13 protein-coding genes are annotated in these 12,596 nt (G+C 30.9%); 4 read left to right on the forward strand and 9 right to left on the reverse strand.

The window, feature by feature from the left end:
* The first annotated feature begins 22 nt into the window (after positions 1 to 22).
* From bvRMA01_RS01830 to bvRMA01_RS01845, 4 genes are read left to right on the forward strand one after another with little or no spacing between them, the layout of a single operon-like run.
* Entirely contained in the window at positions 23 to 1,162 is a 1,140-nt protein-coding gene (locus tag bvRMA01_RS01830) for an HD-GYP domain-containing protein (RefSeq protein ID WP_119024133.1), read from the forward strand.
* A 12-nt stretch (positions 1,163 to 1,174) separates the two neighbouring features.
* The gene (locus bvRMA01_RS01835; protein WP_247031779.1) at positions 1,175 to 1,888 is read left to right on the forward strand and encodes a 5'-methylthioadenosine/adenosylhomocysteine nucleosidase; all 714 of its coding nucleotides are present in this window, start codon (positions 1,175 to 1,177) and stop codon (positions 1,886 to 1,888) included.
* 18 nt (positions 1,889 to 1,906) lie between these two features.
* Positions 1,907 to 3,076 carry a methionine adenosyltransferase gene (gene metK, locus bvRMA01_RS01840; RefSeq protein ID WP_247031781.1) on the forward strand — a complete coding sequence of 390 codons (1,170 nt, stop codon included), beginning with the start codon at positions 1,907 to 1,909 and terminating at the stop codon, positions 3,074 to 3,076.
* Positions 3,073 to 3,546: an S-ribosylhomocysteine lyase gene (locus bvRMA01_RS01845; RefSeq protein WP_041178463.1), complete on the forward strand. Its 474-nt coding sequence runs from the start codon at positions 3,073 to 3,075 to the stop codon at positions 3,544 to 3,546. Before metK ends, bvRMA01_RS01845 begins: the two co-directional genes overlap by 4 nt.
* Before the next feature lie 142 nt (positions 3,547 to 3,688).
* Here the strand turns inward: bvRMA01_RS01845 and bvRMA01_RS01850 are convergent, their stop codons facing one another.
* The 9 genes from bvRMA01_RS01850 to rpsL form a co-directional block, all read right to left on the reverse strand.
* A complete protein-coding gene (locus bvRMA01_RS01850; RefSeq protein ID WP_181005554.1) occupies positions 3,689 to 4,108 on the reverse strand; it encodes an HIT family protein in 420 nt (139 codons plus the stop codon).
* Between the two features lie 62 nt (positions 4,109 to 4,170).
* Positions 4,171 to 5,532, reverse strand: coding sequence for a magnesium transporter (mgtE, locus tag bvRMA01_RS01855; protein WP_011772329.1), 1,362 nt, complete (start codon positions 5,530 to 5,532; stop codon positions 4,171 to 4,173).
* A 54-nt stretch (positions 5,533 to 5,586) separates the two neighbouring features.
* Positions 5,587 to 7,011, reverse strand: a complete 1,425-nt coding sequence (locus bvRMA01_RS01860) for an MGH1-like glycoside hydrolase domain-containing protein (protein ID WP_041178464.1) — start codon at positions 7,009 to 7,011, stop codon at positions 5,587 to 5,589.
* A 277-nt stretch (positions 7,012 to 7,288) separates the two neighbouring features.
* Positions 7,289 to 8,275 (reverse strand): BMP family ABC transporter substrate-binding protein, encoded by a 987-nt coding sequence (locus bvRMA01_RS01865; RefSeq protein ID WP_247032400.1) that lies wholly within the window; start codon positions 8,273 to 8,275, stop codon positions 7,289 to 7,291.
* A 63-nt stretch (positions 8,276 to 8,338) separates the two neighbouring features.
* Positions 8,339 to 9,409: a BMP family ABC transporter substrate-binding protein gene (locus bvRMA01_RS01870; protein WP_247031783.1), complete on the reverse strand. Its 1,071-nt coding sequence runs from the start codon at positions 9,407 to 9,409 to the stop codon at positions 8,339 to 8,341.
* Positions 9,410 to 9,570: 161 nt separating this feature from the next.
* Complete coding sequence (locus tag bvRMA01_RS01875; RefSeq protein ID WP_247031785.1) at positions 9,571 to 10,602, reverse strand: BMP family lipoprotein; 1,032 nt, start codon at positions 10,600 to 10,602, stop codon at positions 9,571 to 9,573.
* 42 nt (positions 10,603 to 10,644) lie between these two features.
* Positions 10,645 to 11,658 carry a BMP family lipoprotein gene (locus bvRMA01_RS01880; RefSeq protein WP_247031787.1) on the reverse strand — a complete coding sequence of 338 codons (1,014 nt, stop codon included), beginning with the start codon at positions 11,656 to 11,658 and terminating at the stop codon, positions 10,645 to 10,647.
* 74 nt (positions 11,659 to 11,732) lie between these two features.
* Positions 11,733 to 12,206, reverse strand: a complete 474-nt coding sequence (gene rpsG, locus bvRMA01_RS01885; RefSeq protein ID WP_011772335.1) for a 30S ribosomal protein S7 — start codon at positions 12,204 to 12,206, stop codon at positions 11,733 to 11,735.
* Between the two features lie 14 nt (positions 12,207 to 12,220).
* Complete coding sequence (gene rpsL / locus bvRMA01_RS01890; protein WP_011772336.1) at positions 12,221 to 12,595, reverse strand: 30S ribosomal protein S12; 375 nt, start codon at positions 12,593 to 12,595, stop codon at positions 12,221 to 12,223.
* Between the last annotated feature and the right edge of the window lies 1 nt (position 12,596).

A 12,596-nucleotide genomic window follows, 5' to 3' on the forward strand; every position in this document is an offset into this window, starting at 1 on the left:
AGTTTGCAGCTTAAGGGGGAAAATGCAAAATTTTGATAACCTAGCAAAAGATATAAAAAATTTTTCGTACATAATAGACAAAGACTTTCTAGTATGGCCTCAAAATTCGCTCTTACAACCCGTAAACACTGAACTTATTGAAAAATGGGACTTAAAGAGTTCACTCAAAATACAAAGAACGTTCTTTAATGAAACATTAATACGAGAAACAAAAAAGCTTATTAATGTAGAATATGATGAAGAATCAATTGCCAACTATCACATGCTAATAAACAATTTAGAAGAAATATATGAAAATTGCAAGAAAAATAAAAAAATCTACTATCAAGACGTCCTTCCAGCCGTCAAAAAGGTAATGGAATTTTATAAAAAAAATCAACAAACATTCATCAAATATATGAAACTACCTAAGCTCCTATCCGATTATCATATCGTTCACTCAATAAATACCGCAATACTAACCGTCGCACTTGGAAACGAGATGAATTTAAATAATCACAAAATGGTTGAACTCTGTACAATAGCTATTTTGCACAAAATAGGTTTCCTATTTATCCCCTTGCAAATAAGTGAAAAAAAAGAAAAATTAAGTAACGAAGAATTTGAAGTAATAAAAAAATATCCCGTACTTGGTCATAAAATACTCTCAACCACTAATTTTTCACAATCTATCTGCTCAGCAATACTAAATCACAAAGAAAACTTAGATGGTTCAGGATATCCTAATAAACTCAAAAGTGAAAATATAAATATCGAGTCTAATATAATAGGTGCTGCTAGTGCATACAGCGCAATCCTTCTAGATAGAACATATAAAGGGGCTTTAAACTCTGGAGCATCTCTTATTGAACTAATACAAGATGCTGATAAGAAATTTGATAAAAGAGTTTTAAAACTAATAATTAAGGTTCTCTCTCAATGCCCTCTGGATTTTATTGTTGAACTCAATGACAACTCAATTGCCAAAATAACAAAAATTAACGAAGATAATATTAATGTCCCATATATAAAATACATAATAAAAGATGACAAAATTGTACCTCCTAGTGAAAATAAAAATTATGTCAAGTCCATACCCAAAACAGAAACAGGAATAAAAAAAATACTAAGACAAGATGAAATAGAATTTATTTCAAAAAAATATGGATTAAAGGAAATATAAAAGGAGTAAAGTATGATTTTAATAACATCTGCAATGGATGAAGAATCGATAGAAATAAATAAAATTATCGAGAACAAAGAAGAAATTATATTAGACGATTATTCAGGTGAGAAGAAAATTTATAAGGGAGAAATTGCGGGTCACAAGGTAATCTCTTTAACTACTGGCATTGGAAAAGTAAATGCCGCCATGTGGAATAGTTACATTATATCAAAATATAAAATCACTCACATAATCAACTCAGGAACTGCTGGTGGGCTTAAAAAATCTGAAGATCTTAAAATAACAGACATCATAGTATCATCAGAGACGGCATTTCATGACTTTAATTTAACTAAATTTGGACATAAAATAGGACAAGTACCAGGCTTTCCACAAAAATTTAAAGCAGATGAAAATTTATTAAACAAAGTTGTTAATATTATTGAAGACAAACTTAAAAATATTAGTGTTCATATTGGCCTAATACTTACAGGTGATCAATTTATTGGAGATAAAAAACAATTAGAAGAAATTAAAAATAACTTTGCAGATGCTTTAGCTGTAGAGATGGAAAGCGCTGCAATTGCCCAAGTAGCACACACATTCAAAATACCTTTTATTATTACTCGCTCTGTATCTGATTTACCAAATATCAAAGATAATCACATAGACTTCAATAAGTTCCTACAAGATGCATCAATGAATTCAGCTAAGATAGTAAAGGAATTAATTAAACTCATATAACTTAAATAAGGTGACAATATGCTCAATAATAATTTAACATCAATATCTGAAGCCGTATCTGAAGGACATCCCGATAAAATTGCGGATCAAATCTCTGACGCTATACTTGATGAAATACTCAAAAGAGATAAAATGGCAAAAGTCGCATGTGAAACTTTAGTTTCACAAAATTTAATAATCATAGCAGGAGAGATAAGCAGCAAAGCAAAAAAAGAAATAAATATAAAAGAAATTGCAAAACAAACAATAAAAAATATTGGATACACAAATATAGAATATGGACTTGACTACAAATCTGCCACAATAATTGATGCTATTGGCTCTCAGTCAATTGACATTACAAATGCAGTTGAGAAAAAAGATACAAACGATATAGGAGCAGGTGATCAAGGAATAATCTTTGGTTATGCATGCAACGAAACTAAAAATTTCTTGCCCATAGCATACGAATTATCTAACTTAATCCTGCAAAAAGCTAGTAAACTTAGAAAATCAGGTCAAATTAAATGGCTACGCCCCGATGCAAAATCCCAAGTTACCATTGAATATGATTCTAATAAAAATCCTATTAGAGTCAATAATATTGTTGTATCTCATCAACATGATCCTGGTATTCCCCAAGATTTTCTAAGACAAACAATCATTGAAAAAATTATCAAACCTATCCTTCAGAGTAAATCAATGCTTGATGAAAATATCAAATATTATATTAACCCCTCAGGCAACTTCGTCATCGGTGGCCCTACTGGAGATACGGGCCTTACAGGGAGAAAGATTATCGCTGACAGTTATGGTGGATTTGCAAGACATGGTGGTGGTGCTTATAGCGGCAAAGATGCTACTAAAGTTGACAGATCAGCAGCTTATATGGCAAGATACATTGCTAAGAACATGGTGGCAGCAGGAATTTCTAAAGAATTTGAAATGCAACTTGCTTATGCTATTGGAATCCCAAATCCAATATCCATTAAAATAACTACAGGCATAAATAACAACGAATATGAAAAAAAAATATTAAGTTTCATCATCAATAACTTTGACCTAACTCCCAACGGCATAATTAAAAAATTAAAATTAAGAGAGCCCATTTACTCTAAGACATGCACATACGGACATTTTGGAAAAAATGAACTAGAATGGGAAAAACTAGATTTCGTAGACACAATAAAAAAGGAGTTCAAAATATGAATAAAATACCAAGCTTTACAATTGATCACACAAAACTAAAACCTGGCATATATGTTTCAAGAAAAGATATATTTGATAATTTAACATTCACTACTGTAGATATTAGGATGAAAGCTCCTAATAGAGAACCTGTAATTAACAATGCAGAAATGCATACAATCGAACACATAGGAGCAACATTGCTTAGAAACAATAAAGTCTGGGGCGACAAAGTATTATACTTTGGACCAATGGGTTGCCGGACTGGATTTTACTTAATCCTTTTGGGTAATTATGAGAGTAAAGATCTAATTGATTTAATATCTTGGCTCTTTCATGAAATTGCAAATTTTCAAGGAAATATTATAGGCGCAACTGAAAAGGAATGTGGAAATTACCAAGATCATAATCTAAACATGGCAAAATATGAATCTAATCGATATTTAGCAATACTAGCTAACATAAAAGAAGAAAACTTAACATATCCTTAAAGTAAAAATTTATTTACAATTCAGAAATATTATATCTTTGAAAAATCTAAGCAAAATACTCTACAACATATAATAAAATTCAAAAGACATAATAATCAAATTACGCAGCAAATTTTTATAAAATCCATTTTAAGAAAAAATCTCAAATATTCTGGCTTATATGCTTAGATAAGTCTAAAAACTCATCTCCTGAAAGTTCAATATTACTGCCTCTCGTAAAACCAAAATTATCTCCCTTAAATCTTGGAACCACATGAAAATGGGTATGAAAAATAACTTGTCCCGCGTCAGAGCCAATTGCACTATAAATATTAATTCCGTTACAAATATTTGAACCTAACTTTTTTAAAGAGAGAGCTACTTTCTTACAAACCTTCAATATTTGTCCATTAAGTTCGTCGCTCATACCCAAAGCATCATTGCTATGCTGTTTTGGAATAACAAGAGTATGTCCAACATTTAAAGGATTAATATCGAGAAAAGCAAGCACCAACTCATTCTCATAAACCTTATAACAGGACATTTCATTTTTTACTATCTTACAAAAAATACAACCACTCAAAATTGTCTCCAATTTAATTCTGTCTTAATCTCAACTTTAATTTTACTAAAAATAGATCATACTTAAAAATAATTGGTTAATACTAATCTTGCTATATTAAAATAAGCAATTAAGGTAACAACATCAGCAATAGTAGTAATTAAAGGTCCAGCCATTAAAGCTGGATCTATTCTTATAAACTTGGCTAAAATGGGTAAAAGACCGCCCAATATTTTTGCTACCATCAACCCTATCATTAAACATGCAGAAACAACAAAAGCTATTTTGAATTTTTCATTATGCTCAGGAATTACAAAAAATACAATTCTTAAAAAATTAATACCGGCAAGAATTGAACCAACTAGAATACTAACACATACTTCCTTAAGTAACACCTTGAAAAAATCCTTTACCTTAAGAGTTCCAAGAGCAAGTTCACGAATAATCAATGCAGATGCCTGAGAACCAGCATTACCCGAAGTATCCATTAAAAGTGGAATAAAGCTGGTTAAAATAACCAAAGATAAAACCAAATGCTGATAATTAGTGATTATAGTGGCAGTTAAGGTAGAAGATATCATAAGAATCAAAAGCCAGATTATTCTATTTTTTGTCATATCAAAAATAGAAGTATCAAGATAAGACTTACCTAAAGGAGTAACTGCAGCCATTATCTGAAAATCTTCAGTATTTAAATTCTGAATAACTTCAAGAATATCATCAATAATAATAACTCCTATCATTCGCCCTTCATTATCAACAACAGGAACACTTGAGATATCATGATTCTGAAAAAGAAGAGCAACATCTTCCTTTTCATCACCAACTTTAACAATATAAAATCCGCTAGTCCTCATTATTGCAGAAATAATAACATCATCACCAGATAACATCAAATCTTCAATTTTGATGACACCTTTTAACCGTTTTTCTTCATCTGTAATATAATAGGTATAAATGTCTTCCTTCGTTTTTGCAACCCTTCTAATATAATCAAGGGCTTCTCCAACACAAAAATAATCTTTAAGCTCAATATATTCTATCGTCACAATTGAACCAGCAGAGTCATCACTGTAAGACAAGAATTTATTAATAATTTCCCTATTCTCCTCAGTAGAACTTGCTAAAAATCTTTGCACAACATTTGCTGGAACTTCTTCTAAGAGATCAATAACATCATCAAGATTTAATTCATCTATCATCTCTCTTATTTCTCTGTTTGTAAAGGAATTAGCCAATTTATTTTTTGTGCCTTGATCAAAATTAGAAAAAGCTTCAACAGCAACCTTTTTGGGGAGGAATCTATAAAGTAAAATCAAATCAGAACCATTAAGTTTTTTTAAAGCTTCACTAATATCAAAAGCATCGTATTTTAAAAGCTCTTCCTTTATGTCAGAATATTTCTTCTCTTCAAGCAAGGTTCTTAAAAATACAACATCTATCATATCAATATCTCCAAGATTTAAATTTTGAATAAATGTTTATAGCCAAATTATTAATTAAAGCTTATCTAAAAGCATCGAACATCTACCTGAAGGTATAGGCAAAGTCTTTTCTTTTTTATTCAATATATTTATTGTAAAGTAATAAAGTTTTTCAGACTCCATCTTGATCTCCCAGCCCCTCTTGCCCTTATTACATATAATTGTGGTTTGATTTTTTTTAAGTGATAAACTCTCTATTCCCATAACTTCAAGAGCAGGAATATTCCAATAGACTGTTTTATCGGGCAGACTAATTGTAAGTCCAATAATATTTTCTATCATCAGGCTAATACTAAAAAGTGCAAGATAACAAATAACATCTTTTTCTGGAAGAATCTTTTTCTCAACATCTAAATATGCAGGTCCCTCTTTCATTGGCTTATAAGCCTCCCAAACATGTCCCTTAACTTTGCCATCAGGCAATAGAGTATCTAATATATAATACAGATGTCTTATGGTAAATTCTCTTGCAATATTTGAACGTCTACAATATTCAAGTCCTTTAATAACAAAAAAATTCATATAAGTATAAACAGAACCATAATATCCATTTCCATCTAAATTAAAGCTAGGATCATTAGCTGAAAGAGTAGGAAAAGGATTTGGAGTTCCAAAGTGTTCATGACTCTTTAAATAAAAAATCATTCTCTCTATTCTATCTTCACTTGGAATTTCGGAAAGCAGTGGTAAAAATCCTACTATTGTCTTACACCTAACAATATTTTCGTTAATATCAAGATCATAATAAAAACCATCTTTTTCATCCCACATCAATGAGTTAATTTTAGCCTTAAGAGAAAAAAATCTTTTTTTATACTCAAGGGATAAATTTTTATCATTTAATATGTCTGCCAATTTTGCAATACAATATGCACTGTGTACCTGAAGTGAATTAAAATCTATCGGGTAATAAGCATCATTTCTGGGAGAATTTTTATAAAAAATCTTATTCATATCAATTGAATAAAGACCATTTGCTTTTAAAAACTTTTTCTCTATCCACTTATAATACTTATCAAGAACTGGTAAAACATCACAGATACGTTTCTTATTGCCTGTTTTATGATATAAATTGTATTCAACCCAAGCAAAAATGGGCAAGCCAATACCATCATCATTTCCTTCTATATGAACAATATTATTATTGCGGTCATAACGAGCTCTAATTGCACCAGATGCCTCTTGAAGTTCATAAAATTTATCAATAGTAGATGTGGGAGAATATTCCCCATTACTATAAACAAGAAAAAAGCTTGAAAGACAAGCTTGAAGTTGATCTATAAACTCAAGGTTTTCAGAATAATAGTTTTTATCCTTTCTACCCCTTTCCAAAGCTTGAGGAAAAACAATTTTGTCTCGAATCCAAGAAAGACTCTTATTATAAATATCAATAAAATCCTGATCGTAATAATAAATTTTGGGAAACACACTCTTATTCAATGCTCGAACCTCTGAAAAACAAATATCAATCAACTCCTATTTATTATACATTATAATAATAACAAAATGAGACTGAAAACCAAAAATTTTAATATTAAACACAATTTTAAAGCTAAGCAATACCCAAGCAAAATAAATTAGTTAAAACTATATATTGCAACAACAGATTGATGTAACTTAAAATAATTAAAAAAGCTTAGGCCTAAATGATAATCACACAAACCTAACTGATATTAAAGATGAAAATATATTTCTCAATAATTACTTAAAATAAAAACTAATTAACAAATTCTTTCAGGAATTTATTATAAGTACTCTCATTATTTGGAACAACAATCTTCCTGTTAATTATCTTTTCAGAAATATCATCTAATTCCTTTTCAAGCTTGAAAGAAATCATCTTAGGATTTTTAACAAAATCTAAAAAGCCCTCCCTTAACCCATAATTTAATATACGGCCCCCTTCAAAAGCATTAATTTTTAAGTAATTAGAAATTATAATATTCAAAATTCGTCCAATATCTTTGATTGAAGATGTAATTACACTATCAGGAGCAAGATGTGATTGATCCTGATCAACTCCAATAACATAAGACTCATCTCCAAAGTTGTGAGCAGCCTCAATAACTCCAAGTCCAGCTAAACCCGCAACATGATAAATAATGTCTATTTTATCTACATACATCTCATTTGCCATGTTTCTTCCAGTATCAATATTAACAAAACTGCCAATATACTTATTATCAATATTGATATTCCTATTTGCATACATAGCACCAGCCTCATATCCATACCTAAATGCATTAACAATTACATTATCAACTCCACCTAAAAATCCAATTTTACCCGTCTTAGATATCTTAGCTGCAATATAACCTACCAAAAATGCTCCTTCTTCATTTCTAAAAGTTATGGCTGACAAATTTTCAGGGATGACCAAATCACTATCATAAACAGGATCAATAATTACATATTTAATCTCTGGATTTTTTAAAGCAACAATAATAGCAGAATCACTAAGCTTATATCCAATTAGCCAGATAAAATTTGAGCCATTATTCTTTAATGACTCAAGATCGGCTAAATAAGAATTTGAATTAGATTCCTTCATAACTATTTCCAATCCAAATTCTTTTTCTACTTTCTTAGCACCATCCCAAGCACCCTTATTAAAAGTCTTATCATCAAAGACTCCATCAACTAAAACGGCAATCTTAGCAAGATTACCATTAACTTTAGAATTAAAGCATGAACAACATAACATACATAAAATTAAAAATAAATTCTTCACATAATATCTCCCTTTAAACCTATCTAATTAAAAAGTTTATAATCTTGCCTTAAATAAATCAAATTCATGTTCAGTAGAAGGTATAATAAGTTGCCCATTAACTATCTCAGTCTGAATCTTTGTCATGGTATCAAATAAATTATTGCCAATAATATTAGGATCTTTGACAATATCTATAACGCCTTCTTTTACTCCTTCTTCAATTATTCTACCACCATTAAATTTGTGTTTTTTTATAGCATCTAATGAAAAATTATATATTGTCTTTCCAACATCCTTAAGCACAGAAGTAATAACATGCCCAGGTGCAAGAGATGACTGATCCTTATTAATCCCAATGACGTAATGACCAGCTCCAAGCTTCTTTGCAGCAGAAAACACACCAAGTGCAGCAGGACCCATTACAGGAAAAATAACATCAACACCGTCCTCAATATACATATGCTCAGCAACAGATTTACCAGAAGCTTCGCTAAATTCGTCTAAAACTCTCTTTACAATCATTCTTGTTTTAGGTTCTGCGTAAAAAGCCCCTGCTCTAAAGCCGACTAAAAATCTCTCAACATATTTAATATTAACACCAGTCATAAATCCAATTCTATTACTCTTACTCATCTTAGCAGCAAGATAACCAGCTAAAAATGCTCCTTCCTCAGCTTTAAAATTAATAGCTAAAAAATTTTTAGGAATTAAAATATTATCATCATAACCAAAAGGATCTATAATGCCATAAGAAGTATTTGTATTTTCATGAGCAAGTCTTAAGGCAGAATCTGAAAAATGGGAACTAATAAACCAAATAAGATTGGCACCATCCTTTTGCAATGTGTAAACATCTTCTTCTAATACTTCACTAGCCGTCATTAACCTTTTGCCTTCAACAGGATAAGGTGTTAAAACTTTTGGAAGAAGCTTAATTTCAAATTCATTTGTTATTTTAACGGCACCCTCAAAAGCATTTTGGAAATATCCTTTATCATCAAAATTACCTGGAAACATGATTCCCATAATAATTTGTCTGTCAACAAAAGAAGAAGACTCTTTTGAAGAAAAACAAGATACAAACAATAAAATAAATAAAATTATAAAACATAAATTATTTGACACAACCTATCCTCTCCTTATAAAATAGCTTTAAACATTTTTTAATTTTTAACAAACTATCAACAATAATAATAAGTTATAAATATCAAAATTTACCTTACATAAAATAAAGGTAAATTTAAAAAAATAAACATTAATGAAATTGCCTCTCTCTAAGCAAGAAATCAATTCAATAGATTATAAATATCTAAAAACCTATTATATTCGTAAAGATTACTTGGAACTGAAATATCGCCACTAACTATTTTATCTTCTATAGTTTCAATCTCGACTTTAATATCATCCTTGATGGAATCATGCTTAACAATACTTACGGAATCATTTTTAAGTCCTAATTTTAATACTTTTCCACCATCAAAATCATTCGTATTCAAATAATTCTTTGTTATTTCATAAATAGAATTCCCAACATTTTTAACAACTGACGTTAAAACATTATCAGGTGCAAGATATGACTGATCTTGATCAACTCCAATGATATAATATCCAGCTCCAAGTTCCTTTGCAACCTCAATAGCACCAAGACCTGCAAGGCCTGCTGCTACAAATATGACATCGGTACCATCTTCGTACATTTTCAAAGCAATAGTCCTAGCTAAAGATAAATCCACAAATGATTCCAAATACTGAGAATTCAACTCAATATCTTTATTTGCATATTTAGCACCAGCTTCATATCCATATCTGAAGGCATTAATAACCACACCTTCCATTCCACCTAAAAACCCAATTTTACCTGTTTTAGATGTCTTAGCAGCTAAATATCCAGCTAAAAATGAAGCCTCTTCAACTTTAAACGAGAGGCCAAGAAAATTATCAGGCAAATTTATATCATCTTCATAAGTAACATCAATCATTCCATAATTAACATCTTTATTAAGGGTAGCGGCCTGCTCAGTAGTTTCTTGAAGTCTAAAACCAACTCCCCAAATAATGCTGGAACCTTTATCTTTAAGATCTTCTAAATCACTTGCATAAGCAGTACTTGTTGAAGCTTTGCCAATAATCTCAACTCCAAAACCTCCTTCTAACATTTGAGAACCTTTCCAAGCATCCTCACCAAATGATTTGTCATCAAAAGTTCCATCAACTATCAGAGAAATTATGGGCTTTGCCAAAGATTTAGAAGTCAATGATTTTTTATCACAACCTAAAAAAGTTAACACAACAAAAATGAACATTACGAATTTATTCATATAAAAACTCCTCATAGTTATATTGTTATATTAGCTCTTATGTCACAGATTAACAACAAAGTCACCATAAGATTTTTCGTCTTTAGGAACTTTAATCTCATTACCAACTATTTTGTTTTTAATTTCTGAAAGAAAATCATAATCTTTGATTAAATCTAAACTTATTGATTTATTAAGAATCAAATCAAGTGCTCCATCTTTAAGTCCAAATTCTAAATTATCTCCACCATTCCACTTGCCAACGTCTAGATAAGATCTCATCAAATCTAACATAACTAAGTCAACCCTCTTAACATATGATAAAAGTACATTATCAGGTGCAAGATATGACTGATCCTGATCAACACCAATAATGTAATGTCCATTTCCAAGCTCTTTTGCAACCTCAATAGCACCAAGACCTGAGAGGCCTGCTGCCGTAAATATAATATCAACCCCAGAAGCATACATCTTACTTGCCATTAAATGTCCAAGAGAGAGATCCGAGAATGTCCCCACATACTGGGAATTCAACTCAATATTCTTATTTGCATATTTAGCACCAGCTTCATATCCATATCTGAAGGCATTAATAACTACACTTTCCATTCCACCTAAAAATCCAATCTTACCTGTTTTAGATGCATTAGTGGCCAAATACCCAACTAAAAACGCTCCTTCTTCAGATCTAAAATTTACATTCACTAAATTTTTGGGCAACTCAACATCTTCTGAGTAAGCACCTTCAATAATCCCATAATGCACATTGGCATTTTCAAGAGATTTTCGCAAAAACGTATCTGTAAACTTAAAACCAACTCCCCAAATTAAACTAGAACCACCTTCTTCTAATATTCCAATATCTGCTAAATAATCAGAAACCTTGGATTCTTTCCGAATTATATTAACTTTAAACTCTTCTTTAATTTGAGCCATTGCATTGGAAGAACTCTCATTAAAACCTCTATCATCAAAAGTCCCATCGACAATGACAGAAATAGTATCAGAAAGTGAAGTTTGATCTCGTGAACCTGAACAACCTAGAATAAAAAAAAACAAAAAAACCTTTTTTAACATATAGATACCCCTCATCAATTATATCTAAGATCAACAAACCTCACAACAATATGTATGAAAAAAGTGTTTTACTATTACCATCTGTAATGTGTGAAGGCTCTATTTGCCTCTGCCATTCTGTGAGTATCTTCTCTCTTCTTAAAAGCAACACCTGTTGAATTATAAGAATTAACAAGTTCATTTCCCAATTTTTCTTGCATTGATTTTCCACTTGCTTTTCTGGCAGCTGCAATAATCCACTTCATTGCCAATGCCTCACGCCTTTCCTCTCTAACTTCAACTGGAACTTGATAAGTGGCACCACCAACCCTTCTACTTCTAACCTCTACCAATGGCTTAACATTATCTAAGGCCTTACTAAAAGCAGCAACCTTATCAACCTCCTCAGTTTTTTCTGCAAGAAGATCAATTGAATTATAAACTATGGCTTCACTGATGGATTTTTTTCCATCATACATCATTCTATTCACAAATTTAGCAATAACTTGAGAATCATACTTAGAATCTTTAAAGACCTTCTTTTTAATTTTTTTACTCTTTCTTGACATACAATTTATACCTCCTAAGCTTTTGGTTTCTTAGTTCCATACTTAGAACGACCTTGCTTCCGATTATTAACACCAAGAGTATCCTTAGCTCCTCTGATGATATGGTACCTAACACCTGGCAAATCTTTAACTCGTCCACCTCTAATTAAAACAACTGAATGCTCTTGTAAATTATGTCCAATTCCTGGAATATAAGCTGTTACTTCAAATCCATTTGAAAGCCTAACACGGGCTACTTTTCTTAAAGCTGAATTAGGTTTCTTAGGTGTAACCGTCATTACACGAGTACAAATTCCTCTTCGTTGAGGACAATTTTGAAGCGCAGGAGATGCTGTCTTTTCTTTTTGACTCTTTCTTGGCTTCCTAATTAGTTGATTGATTGTAGGCATC

Origin of the sequence: Borrelia venezuelensis (assembly GCF_023035835.1) — a bacterium.
GTDB classification, from domain to species: Bacteria; Spirochaetota; Spirochaetia; order Borreliales; family Borreliaceae; genus Borrelia; species Borrelia turicatae.